20 protein-coding genes and 2 tRNA genes are annotated in these 20,129 nt (G+C 56.9%); 9 read left to right on the top strand and 13 right to left on the bottom strand.

What is annotated here, in order from left to right:
• Positions 1–69: 69 nt before the first annotated feature.
• Complete coding sequence (locus GSQ81_RS02005; protein WP_158909065.1) at positions 70–1,296, bottom strand: hypothetical protein; 1,227 nt, start codon at positions 1,294–1,296, stop codon at positions 70–72.
• Positions 1,297–1,484: 188 nt separating this feature from the next.
• On the opposite strand from GSQ81_RS02005, the gene GSQ81_RS02000 reads away from it, so the two are divergent.
• Positions 1,485–2,201, top strand: coding sequence for a uracil-DNA glycosylase (locus GSQ81_RS02000; protein ID WP_216846353.1), 717 nt, complete (start codon positions 1,485–1,487; stop codon positions 2,199–2,201).
• Between the two features lie 10 nt (positions 2,202–2,211).
• On the opposite strand, the gene GSQ81_RS01995 is transcribed toward GSQ81_RS02000, so the two are convergent.
• The 8 genes from GSQ81_RS01995 to GSQ81_RS01960 form a co-directional block, all read right to left on the bottom strand.
• Positions 2,212–2,610, bottom strand: a complete 399-nt coding sequence (locus tag GSQ81_RS01995; RefSeq protein ID WP_158909064.1) for an EamA family transporter — start codon at positions 2,608–2,610, stop codon at positions 2,212–2,214.
• Positions 2,607–3,047, bottom strand: a complete 441-nt coding sequence (locus tag GSQ81_RS01990) for an EamA family transporter (protein ID WP_158909063.1) — start codon at positions 3,045–3,047, stop codon at positions 2,607–2,609. Before GSQ81_RS01990 ends, GSQ81_RS01995 begins: the two co-directional genes overlap by 4 nt.
• A gap of 112 nt (positions 3,048–3,159) precedes the next feature.
• Complete coding sequence (gene hpnJ / locus GSQ81_RS01985) at positions 3,160–4,644, bottom strand: hopanoid biosynthesis associated radical SAM protein HpnJ (protein ID WP_158909062.1); 1,485 nt, start codon at positions 4,642–4,644, stop codon at positions 3,160–3,162.
• A 124-nt stretch (positions 4,645–4,768) separates the two neighbouring features.
• Positions 4,769–6,100: a TolC family protein gene (locus GSQ81_RS01980; RefSeq protein WP_158909061.1), complete on the bottom strand. Its 1,332-nt coding sequence runs from the start codon at positions 6,098–6,100 to the stop codon at positions 4,769–4,771.
• Positions 6,101–6,155: 55 nt separating this feature from the next.
• Positions 6,156–7,130, bottom strand: coding sequence for a lipopolysaccharide assembly protein LapB (locus GSQ81_RS01975; RefSeq protein WP_158909060.1), 975 nt, complete (start codon positions 7,128–7,130; stop codon positions 6,156–6,158).
• Positions 7,131–7,132: 2 nt separating this feature from the next.
• Positions 7,133–8,380: an efflux RND transporter periplasmic adaptor subunit gene (locus GSQ81_RS01970; protein ID WP_158909059.1), complete on the bottom strand. Its 1,248-nt coding sequence runs from the start codon at positions 8,378–8,380 to the stop codon at positions 7,133–7,135.
• A 95-nt stretch (positions 8,381–8,475) separates the two neighbouring features.
• The gene (gene recJ / locus GSQ81_RS01965; RefSeq protein ID WP_158909058.1) at positions 8,476–10,287 is read right to left on the bottom strand and encodes a single-stranded-DNA-specific exonuclease RecJ; all 1,812 of its coding nucleotides are present in this window, start codon (positions 10,285–10,287) and stop codon (positions 8,476–8,478) included.
• 5 nt (positions 10,288–10,292) lie between these two features.
• The gene (locus tag GSQ81_RS01960) at positions 10,293–10,757 is read right to left on the bottom strand and encodes a hypothetical protein (RefSeq protein WP_158909057.1); all 465 of its coding nucleotides are present in this window, start codon (positions 10,755–10,757) and stop codon (positions 10,293–10,295) included.
• Between the two features lie 81 nt (positions 10,758–10,838).
• On the opposite strand from GSQ81_RS01960, the gene GSQ81_RS01955 reads away from it, so the two are divergent.
• From GSQ81_RS01955 to GSQ81_RS01935, 5 genes are all read left to right on the top strand, one after another.
• A complete protein-coding gene (locus GSQ81_RS01955; RefSeq protein ID WP_158909056.1) occupies positions 10,839–11,204 on the top strand; it encodes a ferredoxin in 366 nt (121 codons plus the stop codon).
• 60 nt (positions 11,205–11,264) lie between these two features.
• On the top strand, positions 11,265–11,543 hold the full coding sequence (locus tag GSQ81_RS01950; protein ID WP_158909055.1) for a DUF507 family protein: 279 nt from the start codon (positions 11,265–11,267) through the stop codon (positions 11,541–11,543).
• Entirely contained in the window at positions 11,540–11,815 is a 276-nt protein-coding gene (locus GSQ81_RS01945) for a DUF507 family protein (RefSeq protein ID WP_158909054.1), read from the top strand. The genes GSQ81_RS01950 and GSQ81_RS01945 overlap by 4 nt, the downstream gene beginning before the upstream one ends.
• A gap of 230 nt (positions 11,816–12,045) precedes the next feature.
• Positions 12,046–12,122 (top strand) — tRNA-Glu (locus GSQ81_RS01940).
• 79 nt (positions 12,123–12,201) lie between these two features.
• Positions 12,202–12,278 (top strand) — tRNA-Glu (locus GSQ81_RS01935).
• Between the two features lie 265 nt (positions 12,279–12,543).
• Here the strand turns inward: GSQ81_RS01935 and GSQ81_RS01930 are convergent.
• Positions 12,544–12,738: a hypothetical protein gene (locus tag GSQ81_RS01930; protein WP_158909053.1), complete on the bottom strand. Its 195-nt coding sequence runs from the start codon at positions 12,736–12,738 to the stop codon at positions 12,544–12,546.
• An 873-nt stretch (positions 12,739–13,611) separates the two neighbouring features.
• Entirely contained in the window at positions 13,612–14,550 is a 939-nt protein-coding gene (locus GSQ81_RS01925) for an IS1595 family transposase (RefSeq protein ID WP_158909052.1), read from the bottom strand.
• Between the two features lie 357 nt (positions 14,551–14,907).
• Here GSQ81_RS01925 and miaB point away from each other — a divergent pair, with 357 nt between their 5' ends.
• The 3 genes from miaB to GSQ81_RS01910 are packed head-to-tail and all read left to right on the top strand — an operon-like array spanning position 14,908 to position 17,959.
• Positions 14,908–16,227: a tRNA (N6-isopentenyl adenosine(37)-C2)-methylthiotransferase MiaB gene (miaB, locus tag GSQ81_RS01920; protein ID WP_158909051.1), complete on the top strand. Its 1,320-nt coding sequence runs from the start codon at positions 14,908–14,910 to the stop codon at positions 16,225–16,227.
• Positions 16,227–16,766: a bifunctional nuclease family protein gene (locus GSQ81_RS01915; RefSeq protein ID WP_158909050.1), complete on the top strand. Its 540-nt coding sequence runs from the start codon at positions 16,227–16,229 to the stop codon at positions 16,764–16,766. Before miaB ends, GSQ81_RS01915 begins: the two co-directional genes overlap by 1 nt.
• A gap of 26 nt (positions 16,767–16,792) precedes the next feature.
• On the top strand, positions 16,793–17,959 hold the full coding sequence (locus tag GSQ81_RS01910; RefSeq protein ID WP_158909049.1) for a glycosyltransferase family 9 protein: 1,167 nt from the start codon (positions 16,793–16,795) through the stop codon (positions 17,957–17,959).
• A 225-nt stretch (positions 17,960–18,184) separates the two neighbouring features.
• Here the strand turns inward: GSQ81_RS01910 and aroA are convergent, their stop codons facing one another.
• Both aroA and GSQ81_RS01900 read right to left on the bottom strand, forming a co-directional pair.
• Positions 18,185–19,489 carry a 3-phosphoshikimate 1-carboxyvinyltransferase gene (gene aroA, locus GSQ81_RS01905; protein ID WP_158909048.1) on the bottom strand — a complete coding sequence of 435 codons (1,305 nt, stop codon included), beginning with the start codon at positions 19,487–19,489 and terminating at the stop codon, positions 18,185–18,187.
• Positions 19,490–19,622: 133 nt separating this feature from the next.
• On the bottom strand, positions 19,623–20,075 hold the full coding sequence (locus tag GSQ81_RS01900; RefSeq protein WP_158909047.1) for a hypothetical protein: 453 nt from the start codon (positions 20,073–20,075) through the stop codon (positions 19,623–19,625).
• Positions 20,076–20,129: the final 54 nt, after the last annotated feature.

The following is a 20,129-nucleotide window of genomic DNA, read 5'->3' as shown; positions in this document are numbered from 1 at the left end:
TCGTTGTGGAGGGTCAAACCTCGACCATTCGAGTAGTTCCTTATGCTGGGCTCCCTGACTTGGCCAAACCTACATATGTTGGGAAGCGTTACCGTTCAGCGCAAAAATCTCCAGCCGGATCTTCCATTGCGCCGTCTGCCCCGGTTCCAGAACGACCATGCCGGTGTCTTCGCTCTTGGGCCATTCCTGGCCGAATGGATCGTCGTAGTTGAATTGGGGATCAATCGAGACAAAAGAGCTGTCCGCCGCCGCATTGACGTGGATCGCTTGTATCTTTGGACTCAAGATTGTGATGCGTAACCCATAATTGCTCTTCGGGTCTCTCAGTTCGGCGATAGGGCCGTTATCCAGCAGGCCCTGCTTCAGATGCACAAAGCTGTCATTCAGGTTCAATGTGCCCAGCCGGGTGCCTTCAGGCTTGGTAAAGTCGTACGGCGTGCCATCGACCGGTAAGAGTTTGCCGGTAGGCATTTCACCACGACGATCCGTAACTTCTACATGAAGTGCGTTTGGCAGCTTCAGCGTGGCCTGGTTGCGGTCTCCGCTCAGAATTGCGAATTTTGGCTGCCAGCCAATCCCAACCGGCTCAGCTTCGTTGCCTGTATTATGGGCGGAAACATTCATCTCGATCGCCCGGCTGTTCAGTTGAACGGTAGTCGTAATGATGGTGTGCGAGATCCAGTGACCGTCAAAATCTCCCGCATCATAGATTGACTGGACTTGACCACCGTCCGGCATCACATTTGATTTCACTGTGTCTGCCTGCCGTTTCAGCAGCAGGCCTCCGTTGCTCACTCCTTGCTCCGCAGGTAGATGGAAGCTATGTCCCCGCCAGGTTGTAATCGTGTCGCCGTCCAGCGGGGAACCCCAAATACGGTTTGCCCACGGAGCCTCGATCGCTCCGCCCATGGACAGGCTTGCGAGCCCATCAGCGTCCTTGTCCTCTCCTGTCATCTGCTTGGCGGCATCTTCCAGAGACGGCGAAGCGAGCAGGTTTACGGTTCCTTTTTGAGGAATATAGGCCTGTATTTGCAGCAGATTCATGCCGCGCCCCGGCAACAGCGTCGCCGAAACGAACTCAGGACCTTCCACGTCCACCGTCTGCGCATGTTCCAGGACAACCGGATCCTGGCCGCCGGGACGTATGGCCACGGCTTCATGCGATACCGGCTTAGGGACCCCAAGCTCTGTCTTCAGCTTCGTAAGATTCCCCCGACCACGCTCCTTCAAGCCGACGGCCACCAGCAGCACCAGCACGGCCACCGTGATAGTAATCAGCAGGCCTGAGCGTTTCACTGCCGTTTGCCAGGCACCATGCCAGAGTTCGGCGAGTTTCCGTCTCCACAATGCTGCGTACATTCTGCTGAGTCTGGGATCTTCCAACGAACCTCCAATTCACTTTTTATTCAACGAACATCTTACTTAGCCGGTTTCACAAAAGCTCACATGACCAGTCGAGGGTTCTGCAACTATCATGGGATGCAGTGATCCGTTCTAAAGTTCAGCCCCTGTCGCCGATTTTGCAGCAAGTCAACGACTCCATCGTCAAGTGCAACCGCTGTCCACGCCTTCGCAACTATTGCCGCGGAATCGGCGAAACCCGCCGCCGTGCCTATCAGGACGAAATCTACTGGTCCCGTCCCGTTCCCGGCTTCGGGGACTCTCGTGCCCGCGTTCTTATTCTGGGGCTCGCTCCCGGGGCTCATGGTGCTAATCGAACCGGACGGCCTTTCACAGGAGACGGTTCGGGAGCCTTTATGTACCCTGTTCTCCACGAGTTAGGATTTGCGAGCCAGCCGACCGGCATCTCCCGCGACGACGGCCTCAAGCTCCGCCACGCCTGGATAGCCTCTGTCGTCCGCTGTGCGCCGCCGGGGGATAAACCTCTCCCCCAGGAGATCCGCAATTGCGCCACGCATCTTGCCGACGAAATTCATGCTCTGCCTCGCGTTCGTGTCGTCGTATGCCTCGGCAAAATCGCCTTTGACGGCTATCTCGCCTATCTTCTCCAGATGGGCATCATCGCCCGTAAATCTGCCTATCGGTTCGCTCACGGCGCGGAATACCTTCTTCCTGACGGAATGCATCTTTTGGCCACCTATCACCCATCTCTGCGCAACACCAACACAGGCCGTTTGAACAGCACCATGTTCACCCGTGTCTTCCTTCGCGCAAGGGAACTGGCCGGGCTGGCTGTTTAGCGTTGGCTTCCTATTTCGAAAGTAAAACCACCCCGGCGCAGACGAACAGCGCCGCCAGCCATCTGCGCCGATCTACATTTTCGTGCAGAAAGAGCTTCGCAGCGACGGTGTTGCCAATATAGGTGAGGGAGGCGATGGCGGGGGCGGCGAGGGAGAGCTGGGCGATGGAGAGGGTATAAAGCATGGCGAAGAAGTTGAGGGCCATGCAGAGGGCTCCGATAAGGAAGAGTGGGTTGGAGAGCACAGCGCGCACAGGGCCGAGATAGCCGAGAAGACCTGGGCGAGTGCGGAAGCAGTCCAGATCGCCGAGGCGGCGCATACCGGCGGCGATGAGGCACTCACCAGTGATAGCAAGGACAACTACAAAGAGGATGGCGGACCATTGGTGGAAGACGTGCGCGGAGGTCATCGGCCGACACCACTGTCCATGAGATCGAGGTCGGGGTGATCGGAGGGGTGCTCTGTGCGGGAGGGTCCGTTGGCAACAAAGCCGACGGCGCAGACGATCAGGACGATGCCCGCCCAGCGGTAGGGGCTCAGATACTCGTGCAGCCAGAAGCGGCTGAGCAGCGCAATGACCACGTAGCCAAAGGCGGTGGCAGGCATGACGAAGGTGAGATCGGCCCAGGAGAGTGCAGTCGTGTAGCTGGCGAAGAATCCGATGAGCAGAACGATGCCGGCGATGACATTGATGTTGGTAAGAGCGTGCAGCAGCAGACCGAGATGATGCAGATCGACCGGGCCAACCTGGGACATGCCACGCGAGAGCAGCGTATCGCCCACCGATGCAGTAAGCATGACAGCCAGCAAAATGAGATAACGTCGCGGAGTAAGGGTGTGCTTCATCGATTTAACAATCACCCCAATTGGAGTGGGTTGATCCAGCCATTGATTCAGTCTGCAGTCCAGAAAAAAGCGGCCAGCATCACCTATGCTGACCGCTCGGAATAAAAATCAATTACGCGTTCATGCTGACGGATTCCTGCGCCTTGGCGGCGTTGGCTTCCTTCATCTTAAGTGCGGCCTTGTTGCGCTGCGAACGGAGTGTCATGAAGGACTTTGCCTCGGTGTAGAGGCGGGGGACATCGCGGTTGACGATGGCCTGCCAGACGACACGGAAGGCCGCCTTGGGGCGGAAGTAGTATTCGTCATAGAACTTATGCACCATCTCCATGACGTACTCGACAGGCAGTCCGGGATACTCGATGTGCGCCATCTGATGGCCACCGTCATCGGACATGGCCTCATTGGTGATGAAGCCCTTTTCCTTGGCATAGTCGAAGAACTCGGTGCCGGGGAAGGCGTGCGCGATGGAGACCTGGATGGTCTCGCAGTCGAGCTGCTTGGCGAAGTCTATGGTGTTGCGAATCGACTCCCTCGTCTCACCAGGCAACCCGAGGATAAAGTCCCCATGAATGACTAGGCCGAGCTTGTGGCAGTCGCGGGTGAAGTCGAGCGCACGTTCGACGGTGGCACCCTTCTTGATGTTCTTGAGAATCTGGGGATCGCCCGACTCATAGCCCACGATGAGCAGGCGGCAGCCAGCTTCCTTCATGGCCTTGAGCGTGTCGAAGTCCGTCGTCACACGCGAAGTGCAGGACCATGTCAGGCCAAGGGGCTTCAGCTTCTCGCAAAGCTCGACGGTGCGTGCTTTCTGGATATTGAAGGTGTCGTCATCGAAGAAGAACTCCTTGACGTGGGGGAACTTGGCCTTGGCCGACTTCATCTCGGCGGCCACATCATCGGTAGACCGCTTGCGCCACGCGTGGCCACTCAGCGTCTGGGGCCAAAGGCAGAAGGTGCACTGCGCCGGGCAGCCGCGGGTGGAGTAGAGCGCGACGTACGGGTGAAGAAGGAAGGGAACGTTGTATTTGGTAACGTCGAGATCGCGGTGATAGATGTCGGTAGCCCAGGGCATCTCGTCGAGCTGCTCAGGAGTAACCTGCGGACGGTCAGGATTGTGCTGGATCGTGCCGGAGGCGTCTTTGTAGCTGACGCCGAGGATCTCGTTCAGGGGCTTGCCATTGGCATATTCGACGACGGAAAAGTCGAACTCGCGGCGGCAGATGAAGTCGATGGCAGGGCACTCGTTGAGCGCCTTGTCGGGCGACGTCGTGACCGGGGGCCCGACGAAGGCGATCTTGATCGAGGGATAGGTCTGCTTGATGACCTCAGCCATCTTCTGGTCGCCATCCCAGCCCATCGTGCTGGTAAACAGGACGAGGAACTCGTAGTCCTTCAGAATCCCGACGACTTCCTGCCACTTGATATGGTGCGGCGGCGCGTCGAGCAGGCGGGACCCTTCGAGCATGCCCGCCGGGTAGGTGAGCCACACAGGGTACCAATAGGATTCGATCTCGCGAGTGGCAGGCCAGCGGGAGCTGGCACCACCGTCAAACTTCTCGAAGGAGGGCGGGTTCAAGAACAGTGTTTTCAAGGGCATGATAATAGTCCAAGTTTACCATTTTGCTAAGGGGTTTGAGGGGATTTCTTTGGTCTCTACGGTGGTTCACTCTTTGCGGATCAATAAGATAGGCAAAAAGTAGTCGAAAAAAATGTCCTCGAAGCTATTCTGGTTTCAATCCAGTCGAAGATTGTGACTGCGCTACGGATTTGACCCAGTCCTCGAGCTGGCCTGTCTGCCGCAGAAGATTGATCTCTGCCTTACGCATCTCGAAGCTGGTATCGAGCACCGTCAAAAACTTCTCTCGCTCGCCGATCCGAGATTTTTCTTCATCCTTGGGCGTCATCTGCGGAGCGGAAGGATTTCCGCTCCCCGATTTCAATTGGACAGCCAAAATATCAAGTTGCTGCTGGGCCAACTGCTGATCGAGGGCGGCAACCTGGGCTTGCGCCGCCAGCTCACTGGTAGCGTGGCGCATCTTCTGGCGGCCTTCGAGAAACTGGTCTCGTGCCTGATCGGCTTCGCGTGCGGCATAGATGGCGTCCGCTGCAGATTCGCGGGCCTTGGCGCGACGGGACATATCGAAGATCGGCAGGGTGATCTCCACCCCGATACCGAAGTTATTGTGCTGAAAGTGCGAATAGTAAAGGTCGTAGTTGTTGAACTTTGCGTAGCGATTATATTGCGCGGCAAAGGCAATCTGCGGTCTCCAGAGATAACGTGCGTCTCCCAGTGCAATCTTCTGCTTAGCGTTCGCGGTGGCATAGGCAGAGGCGACAGAGGGGCTGCTCTGTGGTGCGGACTCCGCCAGATTAACCGGCGGTGCCGTGAACGGGGGAATGCTGCTGCTGACGACACCGAGACCTTGCGCTGGAACACCGATCAGGAGTGCCAGATGGGCCTGATCATTCTCTGCTTCGTCATCGGAGCGAAGTTTAGCCAGCTTGATCTGCGCTGCTGAAAGCTGTGCGCCGGTGAGATCGATAGGCGTGTCCTGGCCTGCGTCGAGGCGCTCCTGAATAATATCGATCAGACGGGTAGCGTATCCTGCCTGTTCGCTCAAAGCCTTCTGCCGCTGCGAATCACGGTCGAGCGCAACATAGGTGACGGCGACATCTTCCGTCACCGCCTGCTGTGCGTCTTGCAGAGCCAGTTCCGCGGCGTTCAAGGCAAAGCGCGATGCCCGAATATAGTCTCCCTGAGAAAAGTTGAAGACCAGCGACTGCATGGTGAAGTTGAAGACGGAGGGCTGGCCAACCGGAAATCCATAGGAATAGCCCAGCCCCGAACCACCCGCAACGCTCGGAATATAGACGTCGCGGGACTGCGACAGTGCGGCATTGGCCTTATCGACATTGGCCTGCGCCATCCGGACGCTGGGGCTGTTTTTTTGCGCGAGATCCAGGGCGGAGGTGAACGAAATCTGCGCCATGGCCGGAAGACTTCCAGCGGCGACCACAGTACACGTAATGGCGAGGCGGAGAAGTCGGGTCATGCGTTCTGAGAGATTCCTTCGAGATGGGCTGCGTACCATGGTATCGCTCTTTCCGTCAGGAACCCTGCAGCGATTTACGGGCAGGTGCATAGTTTGAGGCCAGTGCGGCAGCGGCAGCATACTCCCGATGCGCGGAAGCGGCGTCGCCCTGATGCGCCAAAAGGTCGCCGAGCTGGATACGCACCTTGAATGCCGGCGCATCATCCGACTTGGCGGAGGAGGAGAGATACTCACGCAGCAGATCTTCGGCGAGTTGGGGTGATTGGTTCATGGCGGTGAGAATGCTTGCCGCGTCTACCAGAGACGCATCTTTTCTGCGGTCCGCGTCAATGCCTGCCTTCAGCGCTTCAAGCGCCTTATCCGGCTGGTTCTGCCTCTGATAAAACTGGCCAAGGTCGATATAGGCTGCGGGCGTTCTGCCTGCGAGAACAGCTTTTTTGAACTCCGATTCAGCGGTCGCAGTATCCTTGTCTTCGCTGGCGATCAATGCCAGCAAGCGATGCGATTGCGACGAAAAGCGAGGCTGCATCCGGCTGGCCAGCGCCCGTGCCTTGTCCAGCCCTCCACCGACGATTGCTGGAGCATCCACATAGAACTCGCCAAGGTCGCTCATTGCCTGAATATTTTCCGGATCGAGCTGTACCGCTCGCTCAAAGGCATATCGAACCTTACGCGCAAGGCCGAAGGCAACAACCGGATTGGCATGAGAAGCCTTCATCCCGTAAGCGCGGCCCAGCCACATCTGGGTGCCGCTGTTGCTAGGATCTTGCGAGGCCGCCAATTCGCACTCCTGGATCGCGGCATCCGCCATTCCCTGGGCATAATAGACGCGGCAAAGTAATTGGTGGGCATAGGAGTTGCCGGGTTGCGCCGCCAGGAGTGTCTGCAAAGAGAGGTGTGCTTCATCGACGCGTCCCTGCTGTAGAAGCGCGTTTGCTGACTGTGCGTCATCGGCCAGCAGACGGCCTCCGGAGAGCAGAACCAGTAAAAATGCAATCCGGAGGTAGATCAGGTTTGTCTTTGGAACCATGGTTAGTCGACTACTTTTACTGCAAGCCCATTCGAGAGGTCACGGTTGCTGTTCGTTGCGCTCAGGGCAACGGTGTCCTTCTCGGTAAGGCCGCCAGTGATCTCAACCCGCAAGAGATTCACTACCCCAACCTGGACGGGGGTGACCACAAGCTTGTTATGGATGACGCGGTAGACGAAATCATGCCCCGAGGGTTCGGTATGCAATGCCTCTCGTGGAATGCTCAGAACGTTGAACCGCTGCTGGGTGGTCACAGTCACCGTTACATTCGTGCTGGGAAGCAGGTCCTCATTCGCGTCGTCTACGGAGATGAGGCACTCGCCGACGCTTCTCGATCCGTAGGCGGTCACGGTCGTCGGTACGCGGACGACGTGGCCATGCCAGACCCGGCCCTGTTTGCCTTCCCAGACGATGGTGACCGGCTGTCCTGCTGCCAGATTGCCGATCTCCGGTTCATCGAAATAAGCGCGGAGCTGAATTTTATTGAGGTCGGCAACGTCCACCAGGTCCTGTCCTGCCTGCACGAAATCGTACTGAGAGACGGGGATGGCATAGACCGTGCCCGACAGAGGCGAGCGGACATTGACGTTCGCATATCCTTTTTGCGCAGCGAGGACTCCGGCCTGTGCGTCGGCCAGTTGCGCCTGGGCGCGTGTCCGGTCAGGGCCGCTATAGCGTTGGGTGCTGCGCATCTGGACATTCTGCGAAGAGCTGTTCGCGGTCTGAAGCCGCTGCTCCGCCGCCGCAACTTCGCTGGCCGAAGCCGCACCCTTTTGTTGAAGCTGTTTCAGCGCGGTAAGATCGCTCTCCGCCTGTTGTTGCTGAATCCTGCTTCGGCTCAGGTCTCCCTGCAACGCAATGCGCTCATCCTGAGAGCCGCCCTGCTGCAGGTCATGCATACTTGCCTGTGCGGTGCGCAGGACAGCATTGGCCGCGGCAAGTCGTGCCACAGCGTCGGCATCGTCCATCTTGATCAGCAGATCGCCGGACTTTACTTTCTGTCCGACCTTGACATAAATCTTCGCCACCACGCCCGGTCCTTCCGCATGAGCACGAAAGTCGCTGATCGGCTCGACTTTGCCATTCGTAGGAACGGACTTGACCAGATTCTGGTGAGTTACTGCGGCCGCCCGGATCTCCACTACTTCGCGCGTAAACGAGCGAACGACCACAACGACGAGAAGAACGACTCCGAGCAGGATGCCCAATAGCGCAAAGGGATTCAGGCGTCTTGTATCGGTTGTCGGCATCAGTTTGAATTTTCAGTATATAAGACGCTCATGCACTGGAAACGGAGCAGGAAAATTTGAGTCTCCGAACAGGTACATAGTCGGGTGCGGAGCCTTCAGCTCAATTTAAGGTCGAGTAATTCAAGTTCGAGGCCGGGGAACTGAGGATTCATTGCCCCCTTCAGCCGATAGGCGATATCCACAATCGAGCCCCGCCGCAATTCCATCTCCGCACAGCGCGCTGGCCAGTCCACCGCCCCGCGGCTCCAGCCCAATGCGCTAAATCGTGCAGGGTTGGAGCCCTGGCACAGTTGCAGGCAGACATGCTTTTCCTTGATCAGCCTCACGTCAGCCGACAGCGTTACTCCGCGAGTTGCAAAGACAGGCTCCCGATTACCGATCCCAAACGGGCCGCAGCGCGTCAACCAGTCGAAGAACTCCGGCGTAAGGTCATTCAACGAAAGCTCGACGTCGCACTCCAGTGGCGGAGCAAGCAGCGGTCCATCCAATATGGACGAGCTATAGTTCCGCATTCGCGTTCGTAAAGTCGCAACGCTCTCCGAGGGCAAGGAAAAGCCCACAGCATGAGTATGGCCGCCGAATCGGGTAAACAATTCGCCGTCTGCATGAATCGCGGTCAGAGCGTCGAGCAAGTGAAATCCGGCGATAGAGCGGCCCGAGCCATGCGCATGGCCATCTTCATGGGTCAACACCAGCGCCGGACGCCCGGTGCGATCGACGATTCGCGATGCCAGAATCCCAAGCACCCCCCGATGCCAGCTCGGGTCGTCCAGAACGATGCACTCAGATGGAAACGTGCCGTCACCGTCTCGCAAAGAGGCGAGTTGCACCTCAATGTCCTCAAGTGCCCTGGCCTCGGTCGCCCTCCGGTCTTCGTTCAGCCGGTTCAGCTTTTCTGCCAGTTTAGAGGCCAGCTCTACGTCTCTGGTCAGAAAGAGTTCGACGACGTCGCTCGCGATATCCATTCGGCCTGCGGCATTGATACGCGGTGCCAGCCGAAAGCCGACCTCGGTCGCTGTAGGAGGGCGATTGGCCGGTATCTGCGCCACCTGCATCAAGGCTCGCAATCCGGGCTGCACCGGGTTCCGAAGCTCGCGCAGGCCAAGCGCCGCAATCACCCGATTTTCTCCCTCCAGTGGAACCGAATCCGCGATGGTCGCAATGGCTACCAACTTCAGAAAAGAGGGAACCAGACTGTTCCGCAATTTCGCGCGACCTTCCTCGGTATCGGCGGCAGCAGACAAAATCGCATGGGCGAGTTTGAAAGCCACCCCTGCTCCGCAAAGAGACTTGAAGGGATAGCCGCACCCCTCCTGCGCCGGGTTGACGACGGCAATCGCGTGAGGAACCCCGACCGCGTCATCGGGAAGATGATGGTCCGTGACAATTAGATCGAGCCCCAGTGCTTTGGCCTCATCGGCCGCAGCAAACGCTCGAATTCCGGTATCGACGCTGATCACCAGCCGCACCCCGGACGCAGCAGCAGCACCCAGCACGCCGGTTTGCATCCCGTAACCTTCGCGCAGCCGATGCGGCACATGATAGGTCACGACCGCGGGGCAATCTTTCGTGGCTGTGCGCTCGATTGCCGTCTTCAGCAATACGGTGGCAGTGGTGCCGTCCACGTCGTAGTCGCCGTAGATCAGGATCGGCTCTCCCCCGCGAACGGCCTGCTGGATTCGTGCGACTGCCTCTCGCATCCCGAGCATCAGCATCGGGTCAATCAGATCATCAAGAGAGGGATTGAAAAATGTCTGTGCCGCGGCTACATCGACAATGCCGCGCGACACAAGCAACGCAGCAATGGCATCCGGGCACCCTAATTCACGCGCAAGCCGCCCCACTACATCGGCATCAGGCGAAGCGACTGCCCATTCCTGTCGAAGCCCATTCTGGGCGGAGATCATTTTGCCTACTCGTCGCTCTCGTGGTCATCGAGCACAATGCCGCCAAGCTCGGACACAGTCTCCAGAAGGTCCTGAAAACGGTCATACCAGTCTGTGGCAACCTCAAAGACGAACATCACGCCCTGATGTGCAAACCCGAGCTGCAGATAGCCGATCTTTCCCACGTAATTGACCAGGTATTCAGCGTCGTCCAGCTCCGCGGCCTCATCGTCCGGAAACGTCTGATCGCGAATCTGTTCGAGCAGGATCGCAATGTCCGACTTCTCCAGCACCACCTCGCTCATCGTCACAAAGGGAGCGCCAGCCGCCTTCGCATGTTCGACAAAATCCTTCCATCCGTCCGGGTTTTCTTCTTCAAATAGGACGGTGGGAACGTCTTCGGTGACATAGGCATTCAGCCGGCGCATCCCATGGCCAGCGATGAACGCTATCATGTCGTCTTTAAGCGAGATAAGATTGTCTGGTTGCATCGATCTCATATTGTCTCAGAAAGCTACGAGGCCCGCACGATCCGCCGTTGCAAAACGAGACCAGGAACAGGAAATCCAGCCGTGCCGGAATTTAAACATCACGTCTTCATCTGTACCAACGAGCGCGACGAATCCGCGCCCCGTCCGAGCTGCCTTCCCCATGGCAGCAAAAAGCTCAAATCCGCCTTCAAGGACGCCCTCAAAGACGCTGGCCTCAAGCATCTCGTCCGCGCCAACGAGTCCGGCTGCCTCGATCAATGCGAACACGGCCCAACCGTGGTGGTCTATCCCGAGGCCGTCTGGTACGGCTTTGTCCAGCTTAAAGACGTGGATGAAATTGTCACCGAGCATCTACTGCATGGCCGTCCCGTGGAGCGCCTGCGCCTCCCCGCAACCTGCCTCAATACCGAGCATTGCCCACACAGGCCAGCGCCAAAACAGAAGTAGCGCCTCGGCGAAGGTCCGCTACAAGTGATAGACACGCATGATATATTCGAGTGAAAGTCAATGATTTTTTCTAAAGATTACGTTGGATATCTGGCGCGCCAGACCCTCAAGCACCTCGTTGCCGAGAAGATGATCGAAACCGCCAAGCCTGCTGTTCTCGAGGAGCGGGTTACAGCCGCCATGATCGAAGAACTGGCGCTGGAGGATCGTATCAACGACGAAGTTCGCGTCATCCTCGAAGCCTTCCAGGACGACATGCTCAAGACCGGAGCCAGCTACCCCGAGATGTTCAAAAAGGTGAAGAACGAGCTGGCCCGCAAGTACAAGGCGGTGCTGTGAGAATCTCCCGCGACAAACTCAATAAGCTCGCCCACACCATAGCCGACACCCTCGCCGAGATTCCCGAGTGCGACTTTCTCGAAGATCGCAATACCATCCGGCAGGAGGCCCGCAAGGCCCTCGAAAAGCTTCTCCTCGAAGAGACCAGGATCGACGCAGCGGCCCGGCTGAAGATCGCCTCGCAGCGCAAGATCATCATGGAAGGCTCGCAGGAGTGGGACATCCTCTACCGCAAGTACTATAACGACGAGGTCAAAAAACTCGGCCTGTAAATCGCGCCGTATTCGCGTCGCGCAGGTTTTGCTTCTGTCGTTGTAGTTGCCTGTCTTTTTGTTTGTCATCCCGTAGGGATCTGCGGTTGCAGTTGCCGTTGTTTCCGCTTGTCATTCTGAGCGCAGCGAAGAACCCCCATATTTGGTTTTTGCAGTTGCTTGTTCTCCACTAAAACACCCCCAAGTTCTGCTATACTTAACCCATCGCAGCAGAGAACTTCCTCCCTTCTGGCGTTATGGTGTAACTGGTTAACACGTCGCCCTCTCAAGGCGAAGAGTCCGGGTTCGAGCCCCGGTAACGCTACCAAATCTGTTTCCTTCCGAATGCGTTTCGCTTAAGAAGCTGCAAGCGGAATATAGTCGAAGCAACGGAAGATTCTGTGTACGGCGCCATGGTGTAACTGGTTAACACGCGGCCCTTTCAAGGCTGAGAGTCCGGGTTCGAGCCCCGGTGGCGCTACCAAATCCCTCAAAATCAGATTTTGATAAGATTGCTGCCGTAAAGGGGCGAGACGATGAAGGTCTATCTCTGCGTAGCACTTCTTTTTGCTGTCGGTCATCTTGCGCATTCACAAACCGTTAAGACGGTAATAACAGATTTGACTGACTACGAAGAAAGGACGAAGATATGAACACCGTGACAGGGCAGCATAGTTTGCACAGAAAACCCCGCCTAGGTCGAGGCGAGGTTTTTCGTTGCAATTGATTGCAGGAATTTAGGAAGAGAATTACCGATGTGCGGGCATCATGTCGCTATCATGTTTATGCTCAGACCGGCTTATCTCTACTTCAATGCGGTGCTTCTTGACCTCTTCAGTCTTTTCCTTCAGCTTGCGGATTGCTAACAGCGATCCCACAATCACGCCTAGAGTAGCAAAGCCAAGAACCCCAACGATTAGCTGGATGATGTGAGTTTGAACCATTTTCCCATCTCCTCTTCGTACAACTCTCTGTACCGTTTGACGGCAATCGCCGCATATTCGCACATCAGCCCGAAACCAAAGATTCCCGCGCTAGCCCCAAATACGGCATAGAATCTCGGCCATGAAAGACCAACCTTCCAATAGTCAATCGGTATAAACACTAGCAATAGGACGGCCAATTCCCTCAAGAAGTCGCCAAATTTTTCAAGCCCAACCTGTAGGGCTTTGTAGAACGCTTCAATGACGGTAACCGGTCTTAAGCTCAATTTATATATCGTCCAATTTCGGAATACCCTTATATGCTTAATGGGCACTAAACACAATGGCCGCAGCATATTTGACCTGATCATGTAGTGAATGCGCTGGAATAGGGCAGTGGCGCTTCGTTAAATCAATAATTGGCTAAAAAAGCAAATGTTGGCTACCTGTGGAACATAGTGCCACATTTATTTTTATGCTTGTTTTTTGGATGCGCTCCTGTTACGCTAAAAAGCGCGTAACGGAGCCGTGGGAGCCAAAGGTTTGGAGTCTGCCCGCTTGGGGTATTGCGAACCCCTTTAGGTTTATGTAATCTTCGCACAGTTTCAAAAATTCTCTTGGCTGCGTGCCGAGAGGCGAATATCCAAAGGGAGGCCGCGTGCCTCCCTTTTTCATGTGAGGAACACCGATGAACTTCCGAACGGCCATGCAACCACCCGTCATCCCCTAAAAAAGGTACAATCGCGGCATGAAAAAGCAATGGAAAGACCCGGCAAAAAGGCCACCGAAAACAGAAACGATGAAGACCGCTGGCGATTTCGGAGCGTTCACCGATCTGATGAGGAAAATAGTTCCGGCAAAGCCTAAGACCGCTTCCCCCGGCCCTGCCCGTTCTTAGACCACACTCGGCCTTTGCGTGAGCGCCTGATAGGTGAGGCGCTTTCCCTGTATGCCCATCATGCAAGTTGCAAAGCGCGTGAAGTCGTCCGCGTCCTTGCGATTGTTGTAACGAAAGACCTGCTCTTTCACGTAGGCGTCAAGGTGGAAGGGTTCCACACTGACATAGGTTCCACGAAGACCACGCTTCAATAGCGCCCAGAAGTTCTCAATGCCCTGTGTGTGGATGTGGCCATTGACGTACTCCATCGCGTGAGTGATGACCTCACGGTTATAAGGCGTGTCGAGTACGCCATAGGTCGCAAACTCATCAGTCATGATATTTGCTCCCGCTTCCACGTTTGCCGTCATTACAGGGTTCATATGCATCTTATGACGTGCAGGGATCACCGCAGCCTTGACGCGGCCACCACGCTCCAACATGCCCAGTACAACAGCCTTAGAGCCGCCTGTAGCGTGGTACTGGATGCGCTTGGCCTTATGCATCTTCTGAGTCTTAGGAACGATGAAAGTCTCGTCACACTCTACAGGCGTACCGTTTCCGCCGATCTTGCCAGTCTCATCCGTCATTGCTTCCCGCAGACGGTGAAGCATGTGCCATGCCGACTTCTGCGTGACGCCAAGCGCCCTCGCAAGCTCATAGCTGCTGATGCCATTTTTGCAGTTCGATAGGAGCCATGCAGCGGGAAGCCATTTCTCAAGACCGATAGCCGAATCTTCAAAAATGGTGCCAACCTTGAGGGAGAACTTTTGCTTTGCGTGGTCGCCATAGCAGCGGTACACTCGCGCCTTCTCCAGATAGGTCAGCTTGGTGGCATCGCAATAAGGGCAGCGAACAACACCATCAGCCCAGCGAATAGCGATCATGAATTGACGGCAATTCTCGTAAACTGAGAAGAAGTTGATGGCTTCGAGTAGTGTCTTAGGCGTTTCCATGTTTCTAAGATACAACTCTGACTATAGTCTGTCAAGTATATTATTACCGTTAAGACTTGGGATGGCTTCGTTACCGATACCCACTGCGGCACCCATTGTCAGCGTACGTCTACCATGCGCCCTGACCGGGCATGTGTTCGGCTTTGTGTAAAGCGGGGATCGAAGTATGGGCTTTGGGTCGATAACAAAGTCTACGAGGTCGAGCCTCAGCAACAAGTCTCCCACTTTGCTGCTGAAGAAGTAAGGGTTACAGGCCAAATGAACAATGACATCATCCATATTGCATCCATCACCCGAATATCCAAGCCGGTTTCGCAATAATCAAATTCCATATTTTCCAGCCGTTATACTGTAGTTGTGAGCAAGACTTTCTATATCGAAACCTTCGGCTGCCAGATGAACGCCCATGACTCCGAAAAAGTCATCGGCACTTTGGAGCAGCAGGGATATGCCCGCGTGCAGGACGAAGCCGACGCCGGTCTAATTCTCTACAACACCTGTTCAATCCGTGACAAAGCCGAACAAAAAGTCTTTCACCGCCTCAACGAGTACAAGAAGCTGCAGGGGGAGGGCAAAAAGTTCGCCGTCCTCGGCTGCGTCGCCCAGCAGGAGGGCGAAAAGATCTTCGACAAGGCGCCCTATGTCTCGCTCGTCTCCGGCTCGGCGTCCTATCGCAACCTGCCCGACATGCTCGCCCGCCTCGAAGCAGGGGAGCAGCGCATCACCGGCCTCGATGACCGTCAGACCGACGAGACCTTCGAGACCCCGTTCGTCGCCCGCACCAACCCTCATCGCGGCTACATCACCATCATCGAAGGTTGCGACAAGTTCTGCGCCTACTGCGTCGTCCCTTACACCCGCGGCAAAGAGCGCAGCCGCACCGCGAACTCCGTGCTCGACGAAGCCATTCGCATGGCCGATGCCGGTTTTACCGAGATCCAGCTCCTCGGCCAGAACGTCAACTCCTACCACGATCCCTCCGCGAAGATGACCTTCGCCGAACTTCTGGCCGCTGTCGGCAGCATTCCCGGCATCCGCCGCGTGCGCTTCACCACCTCGCATCCGCGCGATTTCACCAAGGACATTGTGGACGTCATCGACGCCGTGCCCACCCTCTGCGATCACGTCCATCTCCCGGTCCAGAGCGGCTCCACCGCTGTCCTTCACGCCATGTCGCGCGAGTACACCCGTGACTGGTATCTCGAACGCATCTCCTGGATCAAAGCGGCGAAGCGCAACATCAGCATCACGTCGGACATCATCGTCGGCTTTCCCGGCGAGACCGAGGAAGACCTCGAGCAGACCGCAACTCTGCTCGAAGAGGTCGGCTACGACGCCATCTTTGCCTTCAAATATTCACCCCGGCCCAACACACCTGCCATCACCATGGCCGACTCCATCCCGGAAGAAGTCAAAGTGAAGCGGCTGCAAATCCTCCTCGACCGCCAGCGCGAGACCCAACGCTTAAACTATGAGCGCCATCTTGGTGAAGTAATGGAACTTATGGTTGAAGGCCATAACCGTCAGCGCAATCAGGTCATAGGCCGCAGCACCCAGAACAAGACCGTCAACTTCACCACCACGCAGCCCATTCTTCCCGCAACCGGAAGCTACGTCTCCGTCCGCATCACCCAAACCTTCCCCAACAGCCTCCTTGGCGAGGCAGTGGCAAGCTGATGAAACCACGCGATCAGGCCGAAGTGCACCAACCTGCCGACTCCGGTTCTCAGGCCGAAGTCGAGATGCAGATTCGCGGTCTCATGATGGACCCCGTCACCAATATGCCGATCGTGGTGCTGAAAGACGTCGCCAGCGATCTGGTCCTTCCCATCTGGGTGGGCATCTTCGAGGCAAACGCCATCGCTCTTGAACTCGAAAAGACAGCAACACCGCGACCGATGACGCATGATTTGCTTCAAAATCTCGCTCGCGGACTCAACGCGCAAGTCAACAAGGTCGTCGTCTCCGAGCTGCGCGACGACACCTTCTACGCCGTCATCTGGATGGACCATGCAGGCGAAACGGTAACTCTGGACGCCCGTCCATCGGATGCGATTGCCCTCGCTCTGCGCTGGGATTGCCCCATCTACGTTAATCGTCAGGTGCTTGAAAACTCGAAACAGGCCGCCAGCGGTTCGCAAACCGTCAATGCCGATGAGATGCGGCGATGGCTGGAAAATCTGAACGACGACGACATGGGCCGCTACAAAATGTAATTGGAAACACGGGAGAACAGCAGGGCATGTCTTTGAAAAAGAACCTGATGGGTCTCTCTGCCGGTGCCGTCATGGCATCGGAGCGTCTGCTCCGTGGACGTGCGGTAACGGTCGATCCAGCCAAAGTTAAGAGCGTACTTTTTCTCGAATATCTTCTTCCCCTCGGATGCTGTGTTCATCTCACCCCGGTTTACGAGGCGATCAAGCGGTCTCGGCCCGAGATTACGGTGACTGTTGCAACGCGAGGTCTCGGGCTGGCCGTCCTCCGTCATAACTCGTCAATCGATCATCTGATCGAAACGCCCGATCCCTTATCCGATCTCTCGAATGCCGCCAAAACATTACGGAGTGAACTTCAACGTCGGAAGTTGCAGCCCGACTGCACCTTCACCGGAACCTCCGATCAGCGTACCCGCATTGCTCTGCTGAGTTTTCTGGCCGGAAGCGGATGGCGTGGCGGTTTTACCCTTGCGCCGCAGCTTTATCAGCGGCCCTTGCGCTATTTGGGAGAACGCAGCCAGATCGACAACAATCTGCGGCTTGCCGATCTGATTGGCGCTGGAGCAGGCCACTTTGAGCCGCGCGTCTTCTTCTCGAAGGCCGATGTCGCAACTGCCCGGTCCATGGCTCAGGAGATCAATCCCTCGGGGAAACCATTGCTGATTCTGGTCACGCAGGGCAGCGGGGGACAGCGAACCGGCTGGCACGAAGATCGATTTGTAGAGGTGATTCGGCACGCCCACGAGGTTCTAGGATGCGCAATCGCCTATGTCGGCACGCCTGCCGATACTGCGGCGGTCGAGCGCATTTGGCAGGTTGCGGGCGGTATCGGAACGTCGTTGACGGGCAGAACCTCGGTGACAGAGCTTGCGGCGCTGCTGGCGCTGAGCGATGTGGTGGTGTCGCTCGATACCGGCACAATGCATGTTGGCCGAGCAGTGGGAGTGCCCATGGTGGTCATGGGGCCTTCGTGGCAGAAGCCGCTCGAGTGGCTCCCTCTGCAGGTGGCCAATGTCAGGATTCTGCGCGGGGAAGATCGCACCGAGGTCCCGGCAGACTACAAGCTCGATGAAATAAAGGCGTCCGCTGTGATCGCTTCGCTTACGGATTTATTGCAGGCTCACCCTGCGAACCCGGCACAGCGGGAGAAGCGTCTTCAGGCAAGTGTCTCTGAAGTCGATCACCGCAGTTGAAGAGGCAGCACTGAAAGATAAAGTGACTGGCACCAAAAACCTCGCCGTGGTGGCGAGGTTTTCTGTCGAAAGCTACAAGTGCTATTGAACTTACAGCTATTTCCTCTCAGGCGTAGCTTCCTTTGTCATTCCAAAGGGACAGGGATAGCTTCCTTTGTTTGTCATTCCCGAAGGGAATCTGCGTTTTGCTCGAATCACCAAAACTACATCGGGAGGAGAACCGCTCTAACGCTGCGCCAGTGAATCGAGATACGTGAAGAACTCCGGGAAGGAGATAGCTGCTGCCTCGGCCCCGTGGATCTCCGTGTCGCCCGTGGCTCTGAGAGCGGCGATGGAGAAGGCCATCGCAATGCGGTGGTCATCGCCCGAATCGATCTGTGCGCCGTGGAGCTGCTGATTGCCGGGGATGGTGAGACCGTCTTCGTGCTCGGTGAACTCGGCTCCCATGGCTTTGAGGTTCTTGGCGACGAGCGCGATGCGGTCGGACTCCTTCACCCGAAGCTCCTTGGCGTCGCGGATCGTAATCCCTTCGCGAGTGTAGGGTGCAATCGCGGCGATGACAGGCAATTCGTCGATGAGCTGGGCAGAGAGCGCACCGGCGATGGCGATGCCCTTGAGTCCGCCGGGCGTAGTGTTGACCTGAATGGTGCCGATCAGCTCGCCGTGATGTTCCTCGACGTTGAGCACCTTGATCCTGCCGCCAAGCTCGGTGATGACATCGAGCAGGGCAGCGCGGGTGGGATTCATGCCCAGCGAGTCGAGGATGAGGTTCGAGTCAGGGAAGAGCAGCGCCGCGCAAAGAAAAAAGGCAGCCGACGAGAGATCCCCGGGCACAGTGGCTTCGATGGCCTTAAGCTTCTGGCCGCCGGGGATGCTCAGCTTGTCGCCCTCGCGGTGGAGGGTTGCGCCGAACGCCTTGAGGGCGTGCTCGGAGTGGTCGCGGGTGCGGACCGACTCGGTGAGGCTGGTGGTGCCGTTGGCCTGAAGTCCGGCAAAGAGGACGGCGGTCTTGACCTGCGCCGAGGGGATCGGCGTGTCGAAGTCGATGGCCGTGAGCGGGCCGCCGATGATGGTCATGGGAGCGTGGCCGCCTACGGCTCCGTCGCCGCCGGTCAGGTGGATCTCTGCGCCCATCTTCGAGAGTGGCTTACGGATGCGCTCCATGGGCCGTATGGTGAGGGAGTGGTCGCCGATCAAGGTGAAGGTGTGTGGATGAGGGGCAATCAAACCGGCCAGCATACGCATTGTCGAGCCGGAGTTGCCGCAGTCGAGCGGGTGCTCCGGCTGACAGAATGCACCGGCAACCCCGGTAACCTCGATGGTCTTGTCCTTTTTGACGACGGTCGCGCCAAGGGCCTCCATGCAGGCGAGGGAGGAGTGCGGATCGGCGCCGGTGGAGAAGTTGGAGAGGATGGTGGTGCCTTCGGCGAGGCCGGCGAGCATGGCATAGCGGTGGGAGATGGACTTGTCTCCAGGCAGCGTGACGGAGCCTTGCAGCGTGCGGGCGGGGCGGATGGTTTGAATGGACATTGAGTTCTAGTTTAGGACATCGGATTATCGCGAGGGAAAGTTATGTCGCAAGTTTTGTAATCCCGGCGATTTGAGATGTGCAGAAATATCTCAAATTGCCACGTTTTTCCAAGCCTCTGCATGACGTGGAAGGCTAGCTCTTGGCGGTCTTGATCTCATGTTCCGGGCTCGGAGCAGCCGTCTCGTCTTCGAGCTCGTCCTCGACTCGCACAAATCGCCGCATGTAGCGCAGCGGATCCTCCGACACGGCCATCTCGCGAAGATGGTAGCGCCATGCATCTTCGCGCGTATTGCGCCGCGTATACCCTTTGCGCTTCACCGTGCCAACGGTCCCATCGGCCATGCGGCGCTGAAAGGTCTGCGACGGCACCTGAAACGTCATCAGCTCGCCGCCCTTCCAGAACGAGGACGCGAACTCATGCGAGAACAGCAGCACATAGTAGCGCTTCTCCGCCGAAAGCATCTCAATGGCATGGCGCGTGTGCTGCCATGGCAATCCAAGACTGCCGGTGTACCACTTGCGAAGCTCGAAGCCGTTTGCCCGGGCCTGGCCAATCAGCAGTTGAAGCAGTTGAAACCGTGTCATAGAGTCCGTTTTATCCTGAAGCTTATGCAGTATCTATCTCTAGTACAGGAGTCC

It is taken from the genome of Granulicella sp. L56 (genome assembly GCF_009765835.1).
Taxonomy (GTDB): Bacteria; Acidobacteriota; Terriglobia; order Terriglobales; family Acidobacteriaceae; genus Edaphobacter.
The sequence above is the reverse complement of the archived record's forward strand: the minus strand, read 5'-3'. Positions and strand labels throughout refer to the sequence as shown.

What these genes read in the sequence shown, in the direction of transcription:
- GSQ81_RS01995 (WP_158909064.1), bottom strand. Translation starts at nt 2,610, where the DNA reads ATGACCTCCGCGCACGTCTTCCACCAATGGTCCGCCATCCTCTTTGTA.
- GSQ81_RS01990 (WP_158909063.1), bottom strand. Translation starts at nt 3,047, where the DNA reads ATGAAGCACACCCTTACTCCGCGACGTTATCTCATTTTGCTGGCTGTC.
- hpnJ (WP_158909062.1), bottom strand. Translation starts at nt 4,644, where the DNA reads ATGCCCTTGAAAACACTGTTCTTGAACCCGCCCTCCTTCGAGAAGTTT.
- GSQ81_RS01980 (WP_158909061.1), bottom strand. Translation starts at nt 6,100, where the DNA reads ATGACCCGACTTCTCCGCCTCGCCATTACGTGTACTGTGGTCGCCGCT.
- GSQ81_RS01975 (WP_158909060.1), bottom strand. Translation starts at nt 7,130, where the DNA reads ATGGTTCCAAAGACAAACCTGATCTACCTCCGGATTGCATTTTTACTG.
- GSQ81_RS01970 (WP_158909059.1), bottom strand. Translation starts at nt 8,380, where the DNA reads ATGCCGACAACCGATACAAGACGCCTGAATCCCTTTGCGCTATTGGGC.
- recJ (WP_158909058.1), bottom strand. Translation starts at nt 10,287, where the DNA reads ATGATCTCCGCCCAGAATGGGCTTCGACAGGAATGGGCAGTCGCTTCG.
- GSQ81_RS01960 (WP_158909057.1), bottom strand. Translation starts at nt 10,757, where the DNA reads ATGCAACCAGACAATCTTATCTCGCTTAAAGACGACATGATAGCGTTC.
- GSQ81_RS01950 (WP_158909055.1), top strand. Translation starts at nt 11,265, where the DNA reads ATGATTTTTTCTAAAGATTACGTTGGATATCTGGCGCGCCAGACCCTC.
- GSQ81_RS01930 (WP_158909053.1), bottom strand. Translation starts at nt 12,738, where the DNA reads ATGGTTCAAACTCACATCATCCAGCTAATCGTTGGGGTTCTTGGCTTT.
- GSQ81_RS01925 (WP_158909052.1), bottom strand. Translation starts at nt 14,550, where the DNA reads ATGGAAACGCCTAAGACACTACTCGAAGCCATCAACTTCTTCTCAGTT.
- GSQ81_RS01915 (WP_158909050.1), top strand. Translation starts at nt 16,227, where the DNA reads ATGAAACCACGCGATCAGGCCGAAGTGCACCAACCTGCCGACTCCGGT.
- GSQ81_RS01910 (WP_158909049.1), top strand. Translation starts at nt 16,793, where the DNA reads ATGTCTTTGAAAAAGAACCTGATGGGTCTCTCTGCCGGTGCCGTCATG.
- aroA (WP_158909048.1), bottom strand. Translation starts at nt 19,489, where the DNA reads ATGTCCATTCAAACCATCCGCCCCGCCCGCACGCTGCAAGGCTCCGTC.
- GSQ81_RS01900 (WP_158909047.1), bottom strand. Translation starts at nt 20,075, where the DNA reads ATGACACGGTTTCAACTGCTTCAACTGCTGATTGGCCAGGCCCGGGCA.